At 73.5% G+C, this 18866-nt stretch carries 13 protein-coding genes; 7 read left to right on the top strand and 6 right to left on the bottom strand.

Going from position 1 to position 18866, the window contains the following annotated elements; genetic code table 11:
- Positions 1–26 precede the first annotated feature (26 nt).
- A complete protein-coding gene (locus AC067N_RS30400; protein WP_478682098.1) occupies positions 27–392 on the top strand; it encodes a nuclear transport factor 2 family protein in 366 nt (121 codons plus the stop codon).
- 772 nt (positions 393–1164) lie between these two features.
- Here AC067N_RS30400 and AC067N_RS30395 read toward each other — a convergent pair.
- On the bottom strand, positions 1165–1827 hold the full coding sequence (locus AC067N_RS30395) for a TetR/AcrR family transcriptional regulator (RefSeq protein ID WP_478682097.1): 663 nt from the start codon (positions 1825–1827) through the stop codon (positions 1165–1167).
- A gap of 205 nt (positions 1828–2032) precedes the next feature.
- Here AC067N_RS30395 and AC067N_RS30390 point away from each other — a divergent pair, with 205 nt between their 5' ends.
- Entirely contained in the window at positions 2033–3304 is a 1272-nt protein-coding gene (locus tag AC067N_RS30390; protein WP_478682096.1) for a YncE family protein, read from the top strand.
- Here the strand turns inward: AC067N_RS30390 and AC067N_RS30385 are convergent.
- The 3 genes from AC067N_RS30385 to AC067N_RS30375 form a co-directional block, all read right to left on the bottom strand.
- The gene (locus AC067N_RS30385) at positions 3297–5162 is read right to left on the bottom strand and encodes a glycoside hydrolase family 5 protein (RefSeq protein ID WP_478682095.1); all 1866 of its coding nucleotides are present in this window, start codon (positions 5160–5162) and stop codon (positions 3297–3299) included. The genes AC067N_RS30390 and AC067N_RS30385 overlap by 8 nt on opposite strands.
- A gap of 162 nt (positions 5163–5324) precedes the next feature.
- Positions 5325–6377 carry an aldo/keto reductase gene (locus AC067N_RS30380; protein ID WP_478682094.1) on the bottom strand — a complete coding sequence of 351 codons (1053 nt, stop codon included), beginning with the start codon at positions 6375–6377 and terminating at the stop codon, positions 5325–5327.
- Positions 6378–6487: 110 nt separating this feature from the next.
- A complete protein-coding gene (locus AC067N_RS30375; protein WP_478682093.1) occupies positions 6488–7459 on the bottom strand; it encodes an LLM class F420-dependent oxidoreductase in 972 nt (323 codons plus the stop codon).
- A gap of 167 nt (positions 7460–7626) precedes the next feature.
- Between AC067N_RS30375 and AC067N_RS30370 the strand changes: the two genes are divergently transcribed.
- Positions 7627–8730 carry an XdhC family protein gene (locus AC067N_RS30370; RefSeq protein ID WP_478682092.1) on the top strand — a complete coding sequence of 368 codons (1104 nt, stop codon included), beginning with the start codon at positions 7627–7629 and terminating at the stop codon, positions 8728–8730.
- 17 nt (positions 8731–8747) lie between these two features.
- Here the strand turns inward: AC067N_RS30370 and AC067N_RS30365 are convergent, their stop codons facing one another.
- Complete coding sequence (locus tag AC067N_RS30365; protein WP_478682091.1) at positions 8748–9251, bottom strand: metallophosphoesterase family protein; 504 nt, start codon at positions 9249–9251, stop codon at positions 8748–8750.
- Between the two features lie 12 nt (positions 9252–9263).
- Positions 9264–11684: a SpoIIE family protein phosphatase gene (locus tag AC067N_RS30360; RefSeq protein ID WP_478682090.1), complete on the bottom strand. Its 2421-nt coding sequence runs from the start codon at positions 11682–11684 to the stop codon at positions 9264–9266.
- A gap of 275 nt (positions 11685–11959) precedes the next feature.
- On the opposite strand from AC067N_RS30360, the gene lanKC reads away from it, so the two are divergent.
- From lanKC to AC067N_RS30340, 4 genes are all read left to right on the top strand, one after another.
- Complete coding sequence (gene lanKC, locus AC067N_RS30355) at positions 11960–14626, top strand: class III lanthionine synthetase LanKC (RefSeq protein WP_478682089.1); 2667 nt, start codon at positions 11960–11962, stop codon at positions 14624–14626.
- A 91-nt stretch (positions 14627–14717) separates the two neighbouring features.
- Positions 14718–14834 carry a SapB/AmfS family lanthipeptide gene (locus tag AC067N_RS30350; protein ID WP_391002973.1) on the top strand — a complete coding sequence of 39 codons (117 nt, stop codon included), beginning with the start codon at positions 14718–14720 and terminating at the stop codon, positions 14832–14834.
- 197 nt (positions 14835–15031) lie between these two features.
- Entirely contained in the window at positions 15032–16897 is a 1866-nt protein-coding gene (locus AC067N_RS30345; RefSeq protein ID WP_478682088.1) for an ABC transporter ATP-binding protein, read from the top strand.
- Positions 16897–18738, top strand: a complete 1842-nt coding sequence (locus AC067N_RS30340) for an ATP-binding cassette domain-containing protein (RefSeq protein WP_478682087.1) — start codon at positions 16897–16899, stop codon at positions 18736–18738. The genes AC067N_RS30345 and AC067N_RS30340 overlap by 1 nt, the downstream gene beginning before the upstream one ends.
- Positions 18739–18866 lie beyond the last annotated feature (128 nt).

Genomic DNA, 18866 nt, shown 5'->3' with positions numbered 1-18866 from the left:
CGCGCCCTTCCAAGGAGGTCACCCCCATGGCTACCGCGGCAAGCCCCGCCTTCGACACCGAGATTCTGCGCCGAGGCACCGAGCAGGCGGACGCGTCGACCCTGTTGTCGCTCTACGCCGACGACGCCGAGATCCGGGTCGTCGACCGCAACACCCAGCCCAGCCACCCCAAGGTCCTGCACGGCCGTGCGGAGATCGGCGAGATGCTGGAGGACGTCTGCAGCCGGGACATGACGCACAAGCTTGAGCAGTGCGTCGTCCAGGGCGACCAGGTCGCCTACACCGAGTCCTGCGAGTACCCGGACGGTGTGCGGGTCCTGGCCAGCTCGATGATCACCCTGCGCGACGGCAAGATCGTCGACCACACGCTGCTCCAGGCCTGGGACGAATAGGCGGGCCGCGCGAGCAGCCGGACGGCCATCGGCCTCCGCCATCGCCCGGGCGACATCAGGCGGTTCGCCCGGCAGCCCCGGCCGACGGGTGCATCAGCGCCGGGCGCAGGCCCACGTACGGGATGTACGCGGGCTTGCGCCCGGTGCGGCGGTGGGGTCCCCTCCCGTCCGAGCGGGGGCTGGAACGGGGGGAGCGTGCACGGTGCCGCGGGGCAGACGGGGGTTGCCAGACGGTCCAGGGGTGCCACCGGGAGAGGTACCGCCGCGGCGCTTGGAGCTCCGGACAAAAGTGGAGTCCGATCGGCTCGCGGCGTCTGGTGCGTGCGATCGCAAGGCGCCGGAAGCTCCTTGTAGCGGGGCTACCAGGGGCTTTCGGCAACGCGGCGAGCGTGCGTGCCAGGCGTCGCGAGCCGGGCTCTACTTTTGTTCGGAGCTCTTGGCCGCCGACGGGCCGGCCGCCGCGTTGCGGCAGGCGACCGCCGACCAGACGTACGGCCGTGGGGCCCGGCCCTTCGCCGAGGCGTCGGGGAAGGGGGACGGATGACGGGGTGACGCCGGCCATGGAGGCGGTGAACCGGCTGACGCGCTGAGGCACCGGCGACCGCGGCCGAGTGCGGACCCCGGCCTGCGGCGACCGCCGCAGGCCCTCTTCGACCACCGCCTCGCCCACCGTCGCAGAACCCCGACGGACATTGCGGGCGCCCACCCCGAACCCCGACGGACGCCGCCCGCCACCGTCCCCGCGGCCCGGCGGGCACGACTCCCCGCCGGCTCAGGCCCCCTCCGGGCGCCACCCGACCGGGCGGAGGATCCCCAGGAGCAGGCGGACGAGTTCGTCGACCACCTCGTCGAGGTCGGCGTCGACGTAGCCGGCCTGCCAGTCGTGGAGGAGGCCGTTGACGCTGCCGATGAAGGCCGTGGCGGCGAGACGGTAGTCGCGGTGGGCGGCCTCGCCTCGGTCGGCGGCCGCGGCGGCCTCCGCGCAGAGGAAGTCGACCCAGCGGGAGCGGCGTTCGAGACGCTGGCGCTCAAGCCGGGGGCTGACGCCGATGATCTCGGTGAAGGTGATCCGCAACCGGCGCGGGTCCCCGGTGACGTTCGCGGCGTAGGCGCGGAACGCCGCGGTGACCCGCTCGGCGACCGGCCGCCCCTCCGCCGTGGCGAGGCCGTCGAGCGCGGCCTCCTCGGCCCAGTCGTTGACCTGGAGGTGGAGCGCGGCCAGCACGTCCTCCAAGGTGCGGAACTCCTCGTAGAACTGACGGGTCGACAGACCCGCCGCCTCGCTGAGCGCCGCGATGGTGGTGCCCCTAAAACCCGGGCTGTCGCCGAAGAGTTGGAGGCCCGCGTCGAGGAAGCGGCGACGGCGCTCGGCCTGGCGCTCCTCGGCGGACCGCCCTCCGTAACGGCCGGTGGGCTGTTTGAGCCTGCCCGCCACGCTTCTCCTCCCGACACAGCGTCACCCGTCCGACGGCCGAACCGGTGCTCGCCCGATTTTGTCGCGTCCTTGGACTTGTGGAGAAGCGGGCCGGTTCCTTACTTTCCAGTAAGTCAACTCTGAACGCTGGCGTATTCAGATTCCTCGCCCGTTTTTCTCCCCAGAGCCGCCTTGTCATGCCCCCAGCAAGCAGGAGGAACCAGCCATGACCCCCACCACCGGCCCCCGCCGGCGCCGGACCCGTCACCTCGGTGCCGCGGCCGCCGCCCTGGCCCTGACCGCCTCCGCCGCCGCCTCCGCGTCCGCCGCCCCCGCGGCCGCCACCGCGGACCTGCGCGAGGTGATGTTCGTGGGCAACAACTGGGAGGGCACCGCCGATGTCATCAAGGCCACCGGCGACTTCGCGAAGATCGGCCGGGTGAACGTCATCCCGGACAAGGCCCAGCGGATGGCCGAGATCAACGCCGACCCGATCAAGTGGATCGCCTTCATGACGATCCGCAACAGCGTGGGCGAGGGCCACGACCAGTTCGTGGACGACATGTACTCCACGCCCGACGGCTCGTCGATGGTCGTCTCCCGGCCCAGCTTCGCCGACGTCGTGTCGATCAACCTCACCACCGGCGCCGTCAACTGGCGTTTCCCGGTGTCGGGTTTCCGCGCCGACCACATGGCGGTCTCCCCCGACGGCAAGCGGGTCGCGGTCTCGGCGTCGACCGGGAACACCGTGCACGTCCTGGACATCGTCACCGGCAAGCAGGTCGGTTCCTTCAAGACCGGCGACAAGCCGCACGAGAACATCTTCACCCGTGACGGCAAGTACATCTGGAACATGGCGATCGGCGATGTGAACACCCAGACCGACGCACCCTGGCTGGACTGGACGAAGGGCGACCGGAAGATCACCGTCGCCGACGCCAACACCTTCCAGCAGGTCAAGGTGATCGACATGCGCGACCGGCTGAACGCGATCGGGCTGAACGACTACTCGGACGCGGTCCGCCCCGCCGCGTTCTCGCCCGACGAGACGAAGCTGTACTTCCAGGTGTCGTTCTTCAACGGCTTCTTCGAGTACGACATCGCCACCGACAGGATCACCCGGACCAAGACCCTGCCGAAGTCCCCGGGGGTCAGCGACGACCGCACCACCTTCGTCAACGACTCCCGTCACCACGGCCTCACGATGAAGCCGGACGGCACCAAGCTGTGCATCGCGGGCACGATGGACGACTACGCGACCGTCGTGGACCGCACGACCCTCCAGGAGGGCCCGCTCGTCCCCGTCTCCAAGCCGTACTGGTCGACCGTCAGCGGTGACGGCAAGTCCTGCGTGGTCTCCGAGAGCGGCGCCGACCAGGTCACGGCGATCGACTTCGCCACCGGGAAGAAGACCGTGTCCGTGCCGGTCGGCGACCACCCCCAGCGGGTGCGGCTGGCGAAGGTGCCCGCCGACTGGACCGGACCGTCCGCTAACTGAACTCGGAGGCGAGCCACCCCGACAGCTCCGTACGCGCCGCGTCCAACCGCGCCGCGGACGGGGCTGTCGCCCCGTTGGTGACCAGGGCATAGTGCAGCTTGCCCGAGTCGGGGGCGGTGAGCAGCAGCCGGCGGCTGCCGGTACCGCCGGGTTCCCTGGCCGCCGCGACCGGCGTGGACGTGGTGTACGCCGGCGGCGAGGAGGTCACCCCGAGGTCGGACACCACCGTGGTGGACGCGGTGGGGAAGGACGCCGGCAGGTGCAGTTCCGTCGGCTCGGAGCTGCCGTCGGAACGCCACACGAGCAGGGCGTACTGCCCGGACCCGACGAGCGAGGAGACGTTCGGCAGGGAAGTGGGCACCGGGTTCCAGGTCAGCGTGGTGGAGCCGTCGCGGGAGCGGTCCTCGTAGGTGAAGGCGAGGGCGCTGCCCGCCGTGGCGCTCGGGTAGACCCGGTCGAGGAGCCGGGCGTCCTGGCGGAGCACGGCCGTGCCGGAGTCGTCGAGGCGTACGGCGGAGAGGTCCTCGCCGTTCCAGGCGTCGCCCTCGGTCTGCACCTTGTCGGGGTTGTCGTTCATCAGCTCGCGGTGGCGGCCGTGGTAGATGTCCCACTGCCACTGCGAACCGGACAGCACCGGGCCGGACGCGGCCGGGTCCGACCACCAACTGCCGCCCTTCACACGGGAGTCGAGCGCCTGGTACATGGCCTTGTAGACCGTGGGCGCCTTGTCGGAGACCGACCCGGCGAGCGGGTGCCCGAACTCGCTGACGATCGCGGTCGTGCCGCCCGCGGCGGCCCGGTCACGGACGGTCCCGAAGTCGCTCGTGTACTGGCCGTTCTCCGCCTTGCCCCACATGAAGACGCCGGAGATCGCCTTCTGGTCGTAGAAGTGGGTGTTGAAGACGTAGCCGGGCCCGATCGTGCCCGCGTCGAGCAGTCCGCCCTCCTGCTTCTGGAAGTCGATGTTGGCGTTCCAGAAGAGGTTCGGCTCGACGAAGGCGGGCTTGGACTGCCAGCCCGCGGCGTCCATTCGGGCACGGAACTTGACGTAGAACGGCCACAGGACGTCCTTCTCCCACGCCCTGCTGGTCTGCCCCGCGTCAAGGGTGCCGGGATGCGGCTCGTTCCACGGGTCGAAGCCGACGACGCCCTGGAACTGGGCTGCCGTGAGGTTCTGCCTGATGTACGCCATGGTCTTCTGGGCGGTGGCCAGGAAGGAGTCCTGGACCCCGTACGCGTTGTGCCAGAAGTCGTGCGTCGACTTCGTCACGGCGGCGTTCGAGGTGATGTTCTGCCCCCAGAACGGGCAGATGCCGCAGTACTCGTCGGGGTAGTTCCCCAGGTCGACGGCCCACTTGGGGGCGCCGTCGCCGGTGTACCAGCTGTCGGGGTCGAACAGCCAGCGGGAGTAGAGGTCCTGGTGGAAGTCCGGGTAGACCCGGATCCCGGCGTCGAGGAAGGCGCCCATCTGGGCGGTGGCCGCCGACAGGTAGGCGGTGTCCACCTGGCCGCGGACGGGCTCGGCGTACGCCCAGGACAGCAGGAAGCGGACGGAGTTGCCGCCGCCGAGCGCCCGGAGCGCGGTCGCCGACTTCCTGGCGTCGGCGACCGAGGCGAAGGGCAGACCGTTGTTCTCCTTGAGCTTCGTCTCACCGGAGACGTTGTAGCCGCGCAGGACGACCTCACGGCCGAGGCCGTCCTTGAACCTGCCGCCCTCGACCGTGAGGGTCGCCGCGGCCTGGGAGTCGAACCAGAGTTCGTCAGTGAGAGCGGAGGCGGGCTTGGTGGAGCCCGCCGTGGTCAGGAAGCCGGTGACGAGTACCAGGACACCGAGCAGACGTGTGCGCAATCTTGACATGTCCGCCACATTCGACATGTCCCCCACCGTCCCAATGGACAGCCGAGCCGTCAATACCATCTGACGCACGAGTAAGTACCCGTTTTCGCAAGACAGTTCACCTGCAACGGCGATTCCTCGCCGTCGCTCCCGCCCGACGGCCCCGTGTCCCTCCCCGACGGGTCAGTCCGCGGCGGCCCGCTCTCCCGACGGGCGCCGGCGCAGGGCCGGCTCGGTGAGGGACCGCGGCTGCCAGACGCCGTCGGCCCGGTAGAGGTCGGTGCCGGGCGCCACGATCTCGTCGATCCGGTCGAGCGCCGCGTCGTCGAGCACCAGGTCGGCCCCCTTGAGCAGCGAGGTGAGCTGGTCCATCGTGCGCGGGCCGATGATCACCGAGGTGACGGCCGGGTGCACCAGCGGGAAGGCGACGGCCAGTTCCGGCAGGGTGCGGCCCATCTCCTCGGCGAGGGCGACGAGGCGCTCGACGGCCGCGTACTTCGCGGCGTTGCCCGGGAGCGCCGGGTCGAAGCGGTGCGGTGCGTGCCTGGGACGGCCGGTGGTGAGGTCGACGGACCGGCCCTCGCGGTAGGCGCCGGACAGGAAGCCCGAGGCGAGCGGAGACCAGGTCAGCACCCCCATGCCCAGGCGCTGCGCGGTGGGCAGCACGGCCCGCTCGATGCCGCGCGCCAGGATCGAGTACGGCGGCTGCTCCGTACGCATCCGCATCAGCCCGCGCCGCTCCGCCACGTGGTGCGCCTCGACGAGGTCCTCCGCGGGGAACGTGGAGCAGCCGAACGCCCGGATCTTGCCCGCCCTTACCAGGTCCGTGAGGACGGACAGCGTCTCCTCGATGTCGGTGGTGTGGTCCGGACGGTGCACCTGGTAGAGGTCGATCCAGTCGGTGTCCAGCCGCCGCAGGCTGTCCTCGACCGCCCGGACGATCCAGCGGCGTGAGTTGCCGCTGCGGTTGCGCCCCTCCCCCAGCGGGAAGTGCACCTTGGTGGCGAGGACGATGTCCTCGCGTACGCCCTTCAGCGCCTTGCCGACGATCTCCTCGCTCTCGCCGGCCGAGTACATGTCGGCGGTGTCCACGAAGTTGATGCCGGCGTCGACCGCGGCGCGGATGATGCGCGCGCCGTCCTCGTGGTCGGGATTACCGGCGGCGCCGAACATCATCGTGCCGAGGCAGTGGGTACTGACCTCGATGCCGGTCTTGCCGAGGACTCGATAGCGCATGCCGATGCTCCGTCGCAGGTGGGGTGGGTCGGGAGCGTCAGACTAGGAGTTGGAGTGCACTCGACGGCAAGTGCCGGGGGCCAGGGTGTCCCGGCCGTCCCGGCCGGGCGTCATCCGAAGGCGGCACGAAGCGCGGGCAGCAGCGTCTTCTCCGACCAGTCCAGATAGGCGGGTTGGGAGTCGCCGCCGATCTGCACCAGGGCGATCTCGGTGAACCCGGCCTCGGCGTACGGGAGTACGGCCTCGACGAAGGCGTCCGGATCGTCGCCGCACGGGACGGACGCGGCGACGTCGTCCGGCGTGACGAACTGTGTGGCCGACGCGAACGAATCGGGGTGCGGCAGCTCGGAGTTGACCTTCCAGCCGCTGCCGAACCAGCGGAACTGGTCGTGGGCGCGCCGGACGGCCGTGTCACGGTCCGGGTCGTAGCAGACCGGCAACTGGCCCACGCGCGGCTTGCCCTCGCCGCCGTGCCGGTCGAAGGCCCGCAGCAGCCCGGCCTCCGGCTCCGTGGCGATGACCAGGTCGGCGAGCCTGCCCGCGAGAGCGCAGGACTGCTCGCCGGAGACGGCGATGCCCAGGGGCGGCGGTTCGTCCGGCAGGTCCCACAACCGGGCGGACTCCACGTCGAAGTGAGTCCCGTGGTGGGTCACATGGCCGCCCTCGAAGAGCGCCCGGATGATCTCCACCGCCTCCTGGAGCATCTCGTGCCGCACGTCGACGGAGGGCCAGCCGCCGCCCACGACGTGCTCGTTGAGGTTCTCGCCCGAGCCGAGCCCGAGCCGGAACCGCCCCTCGGACAGCAGCTGCATCGTCGCCGCCTTCTGCGCCACCACCGCCGGGTGGTAGCGGAACGACGGGCACGTCACATAGGTCATCAGGGGAATGCGGGAGGTCGCCTGGGCGGCGGCGCCGAGGACGCTCCACGCGTACGGCGAGTGGCCCTGCGAGCGCAGCCAGGGGAAGTAGTGGTCGGAGGTGACCGAGAAGTCGAAGCCCGCGTCCTCGGCCCGGACGACATGGTCGACGAGCTCACGCGGACCGGCCTGCTCCGTCATCATCGTGTATCCGATGTGCACCATGGGCCCCGGGTCCCCGACCGAGGAGGGTCCGAAACAGCTCGTGGGCACCTCCCGGATGACACGGGGCCACCACTCCCCGGGGCGGGGAGCCGCTCCCGGGGCGGAGGGGCGGCGCAGGCGGAACTGTCGGACGCTGGAAGCGCGGGGCGGTGAGAGGAGCGCGAGCCATGCGTGAGGTCCTCCCGGCGGTCGGCGAGTGGTATGCGGCGGGCTCCCCGTTCGGGCTCGCGACCGTCGTCACGGTCAGCCGGAGCGCGCCCCGCGAGCCGGGAGCAGCCCTGGCGGTCGGCCCCGGCGCCGAGGTCGTGGGCAGTGTGTCCGGCGGCTGCGTGGAGGGCGCGGTGTTCGAGCTGGCCCAGGAGGTGGTGGCGTCCGGGGAGGCCCGGCTGGAGACGTTCGGGTACAGCGACGAGGACGCGTTCGCGGTGGGGCTCACCTGCGGCGGCGAGATCGGTGTGCTGGTGCGCCGGGTGACACCCGGGGACGACCCGGCTCTCGGGGAGGTCGTACGGTCCGTGGCCGCCGGCCGGCCGGTGACCCTGGCGACCGTCGTCGACGGCCCCGCGCCGCGCGGCGCCACCCTCGCCGTCCGGCCGGAGGCGGTGTCCGGCTCCCTCGGCGCGGCCGGGCTGGACGCGGCGGTCGCCGCCGACGCGCGCGGGGAGCTGGCCCTGGGGGCCACGGTGGAGCGGCACTACGGGCCGCACGGCGAGCGCCGCGAGGACGCCGTCACCGTCTTCCTGCACTCGTTCGCTCCGCCGCCCCGCATGCTGGTGTTCGGCGCGATCGACTACGCGGCCGCGGTCGCCCGTGTCGGCGACTTCCTCGGCTACCGGGTGACGGTGTGCGATGCCCGCCCGGTCTTCGCGACACCCAAGCGGTTCCCCGCCGCCGTCGAGGTGGTCGTCGACTGGCCGCACCGCTTTCTGCGCGGGACGCCGACCGACGACCGCACGGTCGTCTGCGTCCTCACCCATGACCCGAGGTTCGACGTGCCGCTGCTGGAGGAGGCGCTGCGCCGGCCGGCCGCGTACATCGGGGCGATGGGCAGCCGCCGTACGCACGACGCCCGGATGCGGCGGCTGCGGGAGGCGGGCCTCGACGACGCCGAGCTGGCCCGGCTGCGCTCCCCCGTCGGCCTCGACCTCGGCGCCCGTACGCCGGAGGAGGTGGCGGTGTCCGTCGCGGCGGAGATCGTGGCGCTCAGGTGGGGCGGCAGCGGGGTGCCGTTGACGGAGACGTCCGGGGTGATCCATCCGCCGGCTCCGTGAAGGCCGCCCCGCGGGGGTCAGGTGCGGGGCGGCAGCCGGTGCAGCCGGACGTCCCGCAGCTCGCCGTCCACCGCGGCCGCCGTCATGTAGGTGCAGTGCGGCTGCCGGCGCCGGTCCGTCGGGGAGCCGGGGTTGAGCAGCCGCAGGCCGGTGTCGGCGGTGGTGTCCCAGGGGATGTGGCTGTGGCCGAAGACCAGGACGTCGGTGTCGGGGAAGCGGTCGGCGCAGCGGCGTTCGCGGCCCTGGGCGGGGCCCGTCTCGTGGACCACGGCGAGGCGCAGACCGTCCAGGTCGGCGTGGGCCACCTCGGGGAGGCGTGCGCGCAGGGCGGGGCCGTCGTTGTTGCCGTACACCCCGATGAGGCGGCGCGAGCGGCGTTCGAGGAGGTCGAGGGTGGCCTCGTCGACCCAGTCGCCGGCGTGGACGACCACGTCGGCGTGCGGGATGTCGGAGAGGAGCCGCTCGGGCAGCGCCTTGGCGCGTTGCGGCAGGTGGGTGTCGGACATCAGGAGCAGGCGCACACCACCAGGGTGTCAGCCGATGGGGATCTCCGCCCACACCTGCTTGCCGCCGCTGGCCGGCACGGTGCCCCACGCCGACGACATGGCCTCGACGAGGAGGATGCCACGGCCGCCGGTGGCCTCCCAGCCGATGCTGGCCGGCTTGACCGGTGTACGGGGCGAGATGTCGGCGACGGCGACGCGCAGCCGGTCGTGGAGCAGGGTGAGGTCGAGGCGGACCCGGCCGTCGGTGTGCACGAGGGCGTTGGTGACGAGTTCGGAGACCACGAGGAGGACGGCGTCCGCCTCGTCCCGGATGCCCCAGGCCCGCAGGACGCGCCGGGTGTAGCGGCGGGCATGGCCGACCGCCTGGGGCACCCGCCACACCGTCCAGTTCTCCCGGCGCGGGCGCTGGGCCATGCCGTCGTAGCGCACCAGGAGCAGGGCGACGTCGTCGTCGCGGTTGGCGCCGCCGAGGAGGGTGTCGGCCACGACACCGAGGTGGGCGGGGTCGGCGGCGGACAGGCCTGCGGCGAGCTGGTCGAGTCCGTCCTCCACGTCGAGGTCGGCCGACTCGACGAGGCCGTCCGTGGTGAGAGCGAGGAGGCTGCCGGGGGCCAGTCGCAGGGAGGTCATGGGGAAGTCGGCCTGGCGGAGCACGCCGAGCGGGGGTGCGCCGTCGGACCCGGTGATCTCGGTGGTGCCGTCCGGGTGGCGCAGCACGGGCGGGATGTGGCCCGCGCGGACGTACCATGCCAGGCCCTCCTCCATGTCGACGTCGACATAGCAGCAGGTGGCGAAGAGGTCGGTCTCCATGTCGACGAGGAGGCGGTTGGCGTGCGACACGACGACGTCCGGAGGGTGACCCTCGACGGCGTAGGCGCGCAGGGCGGTGCGCATCTGGCCCATGAGGGTGGCGGCGCCCGCGTTGTGGCCCTGGACGTCGCCGATGACGAACGCGACGTGGTTGTCCGGCAGCGGGATCACGTCGTACCAGTCGCCGCCGACCTCCAGACCCGCGGTGGTGGGCAGATAGCGGGCGACGGCGACCGCACCGGGCAGCTGCGGCAGGCGGCGCGGCAGGAGGGTGCGCTGGAGCATGCCGACGAGTTCGTGTTCGGCGTCGAAGGCGTGGGCGCGCATCAGTGCCTGGCCCGCGAGACCCGCGGCGGCGGTGAGCAGGGCGCGTTCCTCGGGGCCGAAGTCGTGGGGACTGTCCCAGCCGATCAGGCAGGCACCGGCCATGCGGCCGCCCGCCGGCAGCGGGAGGACGGCGAGGCCGCCGGGGCCGACCTCGGCCAGGGCGGGCTCCAGATCGGCGTCGGCGGGCCAGATCGCGGCGCGGCCCTCGCGGAGCGCGGCGGCGAGGGTCGGCATGGTGCGCACCGGCGCGTCGGGCCACTCCGAGCGCCATTCCGTGCGCCAGACCTCGGGCCATGCCTCGGGCTGGGGCGGGTCGAGGACGGTGACCACGAGGCGCTCCCCCTCCAGTTCGGCGAGGGCGATCCGGTCCGCCTGGAGGGGCTTGCGGAGGGCGGCGACGACGGCCTGGCTGACGTCGCGGACCGTGCCGGCGGTGGCCAGGGCGGCGGCGAGGCGCTGGACGCGGGCCACGTCGCCGCGGCCGGTGCGCAGGGTGGAGGCGTCGGCGACGGTGCCGACGAGGCGGGGCGGGCGGTCCTCGCCGCCGGGCAGCAGGCGGCCGCGCAGCCGCAGCCACTTCTGCTCGCCGGATGGCTGGCGGATGCGGAACTCCAGCTCACGGTCGCCGATGGACATGTGGTCCGCCTCCACGACGGACATCAGCGCGGGCAGGTCCTCGGGCACGGTCATCGAGAGCAGGGTCTCGACCCGGCCCTCGAAGTCGTCGGGGCCGATCCCGAACAGCTCCAGCAGTTCGTCGTCGACCTCGACCCGTCCGGTGTCCATGGCCAGGTCGAACGGGGCGCCCGGCCCGAGGGGCGGGGCCGGGGCGGCCCGGGTGACCGCCTCGGCGAACAGGTCGAGGCACCGCCGGTCCTCGGCGGCGAAACCGTCCGGGTCGTCGCTCACCGCGAGCAGACAGCCCCGCTCGTCCAGCGGCAGCACACCCACCGAGAACTCCCCGACGACGGAGCGGCGGACATCCGCGTCCTGGACGAGGTCGGCGGAACCGCGCCACACCGGCCGTCCCGTGCGGCCCACCTCGGCCAGGGAGGTCGTGCCGGAGGCGGGATAGCTGTCGAGCAGCCCGTACAGGCTCGTCGGGACGCCTACCGACTCGGTCAGGGAGAGCAGCTCGCCCTCGTCGTCCGGGGTGTACACGCAGGCGACCGTCGCCTCCGTGAAGACGAGCACCTGTTCGAGGATGGCATGGAGGCGCTCCCGCGGATCAAGATCGTCGGGCAGCGCTTCGAGGGCAAGTTCGGCACGCGGCTTCCCCGCTCCGCGTTCCGCCGTGCCCTCACTGACCACGTCCGCAATTACAGCGCTTCCGGCACGCTCGCGCAGCCCCTGTGGCCGTTCTGTGCAGCTCGCGGCCCACCCTCGGCACAACGGGGATCGAAAGGTCCCGAACAAGTCTTTACGCATGCGTTCCGCACGGTGACCGCGTGACACACGTGACGGGTTTCCGGTGACAGCCGTGACTGTCGGGGCGACCCGCCCGGCTGGAAGGCTCGACGGCACACGGCACACGGCACGCGGCACACGGCCCAGGGGACACGGCTCACACCACCCGGGGGATTCGCATGGACAAGCGGTACGAGGCGTACGCGCTCGCCGACCGGCACTTCTACGAGACACCGGACCGGCTCTCGGCCGGTGAGCGCGCCGGAACCACCGCGCCCGAGTACGAGACGGCCCGGCGGGCGGTGGCCGAGGGCTGGCGGTCCGCCCGGATCGGCGACTGGCTGGCACTGACCCCGGTCGACGGCTCCGGTCGGCCTCGCCCCGCGCCCGCACAGGGCTGGAAGGTGCACGCCTCCGCCACCCGGGCGAACGCGGAGCGGATCGCGGCGACCGTGTGGGACTACTGCGTGCCCCGGCTGATCCCGTTCAAGTTCGTGCCGGGCCCGCATCTGCTGCACCTGCGCAACGCCAAGTACGCGGCCCGCGACGCCAGCGGCAAGTTCGTGACGGTCTACCCGGCGGACGAGGAGCAGTTGCACCGGGTACTGCGGGAACTCGGCGCCCTCCTGGACGGTCTCGACGGCCCGTACATCCTCACCGATCTGCGGTGGAACGACGGGCCCCTCCACGTCCGCTACGGCGCCTTCGCCCGGTCCTTCGTCGTCGACGAGCGCGGCTCGCTCGTCCCGGCGGTCCGCGACGGCTCGGGCACCCTGGTGCCGGACCAGCGGAAACCGGCCTTCCATGTACCCGAGTGGGTGACGCTGCCCTCGTTCCTCGAACCGCAGCTCGCGGCGCGGAACACGACGACGGTCGGTGATCTGCCGTACCGCATCGAGAAGGCCCTGCACTTCTCCAACGGCGGCGGCGTCTACGCCGGCACCGACACGCGGGACGGCCGAAGGGTGGTCCTCAAGGAGGGGCGCCCGCACGCCGGGCTGGCCGCCGACGGGGCGGACGCGGTGACCCGCCTGGAGCGGGAGAGGGCCGCGCTGGAGCGGCTGTCGGGGCTCGGCGTCGTCCCCGGGGTCCGTGACTGGTTCACCCTCGGCGACCACCGCTTCCTCGTCATGGACTTCGTCGAGGGCCGCCCGCTCAACTCGTACGTGGCCGAACGGCACCCGCTGCTGGCCGCCGACCCCGAGCCGGACGCCGTGGCCGCGTACACCGGCTGGGCGTTACGCGTCCACCGGGCCGTCGAGGAGGCGGTCGAGGCGGTGCACGCGCGCGGCATCGTCTTCAACGACCTGCATCTGTTCAACATCATGGTCGCGCCCGACGAGCACTCGGTGTCACTGCTTGACTTCGAGGCGGCGGCTCCCGCCGAGGAGAACGGCCGTCAGATCGTCGCCCACCCCGGCTTCCTGGCGCCCCCGGACCGTACGGGCCCCGACGTCGACCGCTACGCCCTGGCCTGTCTGCGCCTCGCCCTGTTCCTGCCGGTCACCTCGCTCCTCGTGGTCGACCGGGCGAAGGCCGCGCATCTGGCCGAGGTGATCGCGGGCCAGTTCCCGGCGGTACCGCGCCGGTTCCTGGACGAGGCGGTCGCCGAGATCGTGCGGCCGGCGCCGGGCGCCGCGACCGGGGCGGGCGTCGACGGCACTCGGGAGCGGGCCGGAGCGGTCGCCGGCGCCGCCGTCCCGCCCCCGGCCTCGCCGTTCGCCTCCCTCGCCGAGGCCGGGGACTGGCCGTACAGCCGGGACTCGATGGTCAAGGCGATCCTGGCGTCGGCCACGCCGGAGCGGGACGACCGGCTGTTCCCGGGTGATGTCGCCCAGTTCTCGGACGGCGGCGGTCTCGGCCTCGCCCACGGTGCCGCCGGTGTGCTGTACGCGCTGGCCGGCACGGGGGCCGGGCGGTACGAGGAGGGCGAGCGCTGGCTGCTCGACCACACCGACCCGGTGCCCCTCGGCACTCCGCTCGGCCTGTACGACGGCCTCGCCGGCGTCGCCCATGTCCTGGACCTGCTCGGGCACCGGGAACGCGCCCTCGACCTCGTCGAGCGCGTGCTGTCCGAGAAGTGGCACAAGCTCTCCTCCGACCTGCGCGGCGGTCTGGCGGGACTGGGACTGGTCCTCGGGCGGCTGGCCCTGGCCACCGGCGAGAAGGAGCTGGACGAACGGGCGGACGAGATCGCGGCGCTCCTCGTACGACGCCTCGCCGAACCCCGGCCCGGACCGCCCCGCCGACGCGCCGGCCTGCTGCGCGGCGCGAGCGGTCCCGCGCTCTTCCTGCTGCGCCGTCACGAGGCGACGGGCGACCCGTCGCTCCTCGACGCGGCGGGCGACGCCCTGCGGCTCGACCTGGAATGCCTCGTCACGCAGAAGAACGGCGGTGTGGCCGTCGACGAGGGCTGGCGGACGATGCCGTACCTCGGCGACGGCGGCGTGGGCGTCGGCATGGTCCTCGACGACTACCTGGCGGCGAGGGGGACGGAGGGTGCCGACGCGCCCGAGGTGTTCGAGCGGGCCCGTGCGGGCGTCCTCGCCGCCGCCACCTACCGCTTCTACGCGCAGCCCGGACTCTTCGAGGGCCGGGCCGGGATGATCCTCCATCTCGCGCGGACGGGCGCGCCCCACGACCTGCTCCGGGAGCAGATCGACACGCTCGGCTGGCACGCCATGCCGTACCAGGGGCAGCTCGCCTTCCCCGGCAATCACCTGATGCGGCTCTCCATGGACCTCGCCACCGGAACGGCGGGGTGCCTGCTGGCGCTCGGTGCGGCGCTCGCCGACGACGCCACGGCGCACCTGCCGTTCCTGCCGCCGCCACGACGGCGGCCCTGAAGACGCGGCTCCGCGCTCCCGCGGAGTCGTGACGCACCATCCCCGTCCTCAGATGTCCCCCTTTGGGGGAACCAACCGAAAGGAAGCGGCCATGGCACTCCTCGACCTGCAGACGATGGAAGCCGACGAGACCACGGGCACCGGCGGGACCAGCTCCCTGAGCGTGCTGTCCTGTGTGAGCGCGGCCAGCATCACGCTCTGCCTCTGACCCGTAGGGGCGGCAGCCCGGGAAGCTCCCGTTGAACCGGCGCGGCACCGCGGTCGCCCCCGCGGCGGCGGGGTCGCGCCGGGGCTCCGGACGGTCCCCCATCCCCTGTCCGGCAGGGGGGCCGTCCGGGCCCCGCACATGTCCGGCGTCCCGCACCGGTCCCCGGCAGCCCCGCCTCGGTCCACGTCAGGACGGATATGACGACCCTCACCGAACCCGGTGGTAGCGGTCCGGCCGCCACGTCCACCACGCCCGCCCCCTCCGGCGCGGCCACCGCGTCCCCCGCGCCGGCCGCCCTGATGTCCGCGACCATCAGGTACTCCGCCCGCCGCTGCACCGCCCTGGCCCTGGTGGCCGCAGCCACGACGGGCGCGAACCTGGTGCTGCCGGTCATGCTGGGCCGCGCCCTGGACCTCCTGCTGACGGGTGACCCCGCGGCCTCCCGCTGGGTGCTGTGGTGCGCCACGTCGCTGCTGTTCATCGCCGTGCTGGACGCCGTGGAGACCGTGGTCGGCGGGACGACGAGCGCGCGGGCCACGGCCTGGCTGCGCCGCCGCCTGGTGGGGCACGTGCTGGCGGTGGGCCCACGGGCCGTCGCCCGGTCCGGGCCGGGGGACCTGGTGGCCCGGCTGGTGGGGAGCGCCGCCCAGGCGGGGACCGCTCCCGCCACCGGGGCCGCACTGCTCGCCGCGCTCGCCGGACCGGTGGGCGCGGTGGTGGCCCTCGGCCTGATCGACCCCTGGCTGGCGGGGGTGTTCCTGACCGGGGCCCCGGCCCTCGCCCTGCTCCTGCGCGGTCTCGCCCGCGACTCCTCGGCCTGCGAGACCCGATACCAGGAGCTCCAGGGCCGTATCGCGAGCGGACTGGCCGAGGCCGTCGCCGGGGCGCGCACGATCGCGGCGGCCGGGACCGCCGGCCGGACCGTCGCCCGCGTCCTTCGTCCACTGCCCGGGCTCTCCCGCGAAGGGCACCGCATGTGGCGGGTCCAGGGGCGTGCGGCCGCGCACGCGGCGGCAATGGCGCCACTGCTCCAGATCGGAGTGCTGGCGACGGCCGGTGTGCTGCTCGCCCGACGACAGGTGTCGGTCGGCGAGTTGCTGGCCGCGTCCCGCTACGCCGTGCTGGCGGCGGGTGTCGGCGTCCTCGTCGGACAGCTCTCCGGTCTGGTCCGTGCCCGGGCGGCGGCCCGGCGCCTCGACGAGGTGCTGGACGAACCTCCGCTCGGGTACGGAGAACGCAGGCTTCCGCCGTCCGGACGCGGCCTGCTGGAGCTGCGCGGGGTGGCCGTCCGCCGTGGCTCGCGCACCGTCCTGGACGGGGTGGACCTCGTCGTACCGGCCGGGACCACGCTCGCCGTGGTCGGTCGTTCCGGCGCGGGCAAGTCGCTGCTGGCCGCCGTCGCCGGGCGTCTGCTCGACCCGGACGAGGGAGAGGTACGTCTCGACGGCGTGCCCCTGCGCACGCTCGACCGCCGGGAGCTGCGCGGCGCGATCACCCACGCCTTCGAACGCCCCGCCCTGCTGGGCGACCTGGTGGAGGACACGATCGCCCTGGGCGTCTCCCGTCCCTCCCCGGCCCGTGTGCGCCGGGCCGCCGGGGCAGCCCACGCCGACACGTTCATCCACCGCCTCCCCCACGGTTACGCCACCCGCTGCGCCGACGCCCCCCTCTCCGGCGGTGAGGCCCAACGGCTGGGACTGGCACGCGCGTTCGCCCGGACGTCCCGTCTGCTGATCCTCGACGACGCCCTCTCCAGCCTCGACACCGTCACCGAACGCCACATCACCGGCTCCCTCCTCCACCACTCCCCCGCCCACACCCGCCTCCTCATCACGCACCGCCCGACCACGGCCGCCCGCGCGGACACCGTCGCCTGGCTCGACGGGGGGAGAGTGCGGGCGACGGGAACGCACACGGAGCTGTGGCGTCTGCCGGGCTACCGGGAGCTGTTCGGGCAGGGGGGCAACCGCCCGGCGGGGGCGGACGGGGGCGGTGACACGGGGGAAGAGGGCGCGCGGAACGGTGATTCCGAGCCGCCCCTCCCGACGGGTGGAGGGGGCTGATGCGGGCCTGCGTCCTCGCCACGCCGCCGTCTCCGCCACGCCGCCCGCACCCCGGTCTGCCGCGTCGCGGTCTCCGGTTTCTGCGGAGGCGGGCCTCCGTCGTCGTGCGGCTCGTGTGCTGGTCGGTGCTGGAGACGGCGCAGACGTTCCTCATGGGGTACGCGCTCGCCCGCGCCCTGGACGAGGGGTTTCTGGCGGGGCGGGCGGGGGCCGGGGCGGGGTGGCTCGGGATCGGGGCCGCGGCCGTGGTCGTCGGGGCGTTCGGGACCGGGCGGGTGTACGGGTGCGTCGCCGCGCTGGTGGAACCGCTGCGGGACCGCCTTGTTCGCGGGGTGGTCGAGCGAGGCGTGCGGGAGGCCGACGACGGCGCCCTGTCCGGGCTGACGCAGCAGGTGGAGATCGCCCGGGACACCTTCGCCGGCGTGGTGATGGTGTCCCGCTCCTTCGTGTTCACGGCCGCCGGGGCGCTCCTCGGGCTGTTCTCGCTCGCTCCCCCGCTGCTGCTGGTCGTGGTGCCCCCGCTGGCCGTGGGCGTGGCCCTGTTCGCCGCGTCGCTGCGTCCCCTGGCCCGCAGGCAGGAGGGGTTCCTCGTGGCCGACGAGGCCCTCGCCACGGGGCTGGGCGCCGTGTGCCCGGGGTTGCGGGACATCACGGCGGCCGGTGCGGAGGAGCCGGTCGCCGACGACACGGGGCGGCGCGTCGACGCCGAGTACCGTGCCGCGCGTTCCCTCGCCCGCTGGGGTGTCCTGCGTGTCGTGTCCCTGGCGGTCGGCGGCCAGGTCCCGGTCGTCCTGCTGCTGGCGGCCGCCCCTTGGCTGCTGGCGCGCGGTGTCACCGTGGGCGCCCTGATCGGTGCCCTCGCCTACGTCACCCAGTCCCTCCTCCCCGCCCTGCGGAACCTGGTCCACGGCCTGGGCACGAGCGGTTCCCGCCTCGCGGTGGTCCTGCGCCGGCTGGCACCGGCGGACGAGCCGTCGCACCCGCCACTTCCGGAGCCGGCCTCCCCTGCGGCCGCGCTTCCGGAGCCGGCCTCCCCTGCGGCCGACCCCGCGGCCCCCGGGTCCCGCCCGGCGCCGACGGGCCCGCCCCTCCCCCCTCCCCCGCGCGACGCCCTCGTCCTCTCCTCCGTCACCTTCGCCTACGGCCCCGCCGCCGCCCCCGTCGTCGAGGGCCTCGACCTCCGCGTGCCTTGGGGCACGCACCTCGCCGTCGTGGGTCCGAGCGGCATCGGCAAGTCCACGCTCACCGGGATCGTCGCGGGCCTCCTCCGCCCCCGGCACGGCACCGTCCACTTGTGCGGACACCGGGTACCCGGCGCCACATCCCGCGCACAGCGGGTGCTCATTCCGCAGGAGGCGTACGTCTTCAGGGGATCCCTCGCGGAAAACCTCGGCGAGCTGCGGCCGAAAACCGTGCCCGAGGAGGAGCTGTGGGCCGCCGCGGAGGCCGTGGGGCTGGCGAAGGTGATGGAACGGATGGGCGGGCCGGGGGCCGAGGTCGACCCCGGCGCGCTGTCCGCCGGCGAGCGGCAGCTGATCGCGCTGGCCCGGGCCCATCTGTCGTACGCGCCGGTCGTGATCCTCGACGAGGCGACCTGTCACCTGGACCCGGAGGCCGAGGAGCGCGCGGAGCGGGCCTTCGCACGGCGACCGGGCACGACCCTCGTCGTGGTCGCCCACCGTGTCAGCTCGGCCCGTCGTGCCGACCGCGTGCTGGTCATGGACGGGCGCCACGTCGCGTTCGGCGGCCACGACGACCTGCTGGCGCGCTCACCGCTCTACCGTGACCTGGTGGGCGCCTGGTCACCCGGGCAGGCTCCCGCCCCGGGGCGGGGGCTCTGACGGTCCCTGGTCTTGGGGCGGCAGGGCGGTCCACGGCATCGGGGCATGCGGGCCGCGGTCCGGCACGGGGCGGAAACAGGGCATGGCCCCTGCGGCCCATGCCCCCGACCGCCAGGCGCCCTGCCCGG

The organism is Streptomyces sp. NPDC042364 (assembly GCF_056437585.1).
This window is presented reverse-complemented; position numbering and strand designations above follow the sequence as displayed.

Excerpts from the sequence above, each read along its gene's own strand:
- AC067N_RS30370 (WP_478682092.1), top strand. The coding sequence starts at position 7,627 with ATGCGTGAGGTCCTCCCGGCGGTCGGCGAGTGGTATGCGGCGGGCTCC.
- AC067N_RS30380 (WP_478682094.1), bottom strand. The coding sequence starts at position 6,377 with ATGCGCTATCGAGTCCTCGGCAAGACCGGCATCGAGGTCAGTACCCAC.
- AC067N_RS30375 (WP_478682093.1), bottom strand. The coding sequence starts at position 7,459 with ATGGTGCACATCGGATACACGATGATGACGGAGCAGGCCGGTCCGCGT.
- AC067N_RS30385 (WP_478682095.1), bottom strand. The coding sequence starts at position 5,162 with ATGTCAAGATTGCGCACACGTCTGCTCGGTGTCCTGGTACTCGTCACC.
- AC067N_RS30345 (WP_478682088.1), top strand. The coding sequence starts at position 15,032 with ATGACGACCCTCACCGAACCCGGTGGTAGCGGTCCGGCCGCCACGTCC.
- AC067N_RS30390 (WP_478682096.1), top strand. The coding sequence starts at position 2,033 with ATGACCCCCACCACCGGCCCCCGCCGGCGCCGGACCCGTCACCTCGGT.
- AC067N_RS30350 (WP_391002973.1), top strand. The coding sequence starts at position 14,718 with ATGGCACTCCTCGACCTGCAGACGATGGAAGCCGACGAGACCACGGGC.
- AC067N_RS30400 (WP_478682098.1), top strand. The coding sequence starts at position 27 with ATGGCTACCGCGGCAAGCCCCGCCTTCGACACCGAGATTCTGCGCCGA.
- lanKC (WP_478682089.1), top strand. The coding sequence starts at position 11,960 with ATGGACAAGCGGTACGAGGCGTACGCGCTCGCCGACCGGCACTTCTAC.
- AC067N_RS30340 (WP_478682087.1), top strand. The coding sequence starts at position 16,897 with ATGCGGGCCTGCGTCCTCGCCACGCCGCCGTCTCCGCCACGCCGCCCG.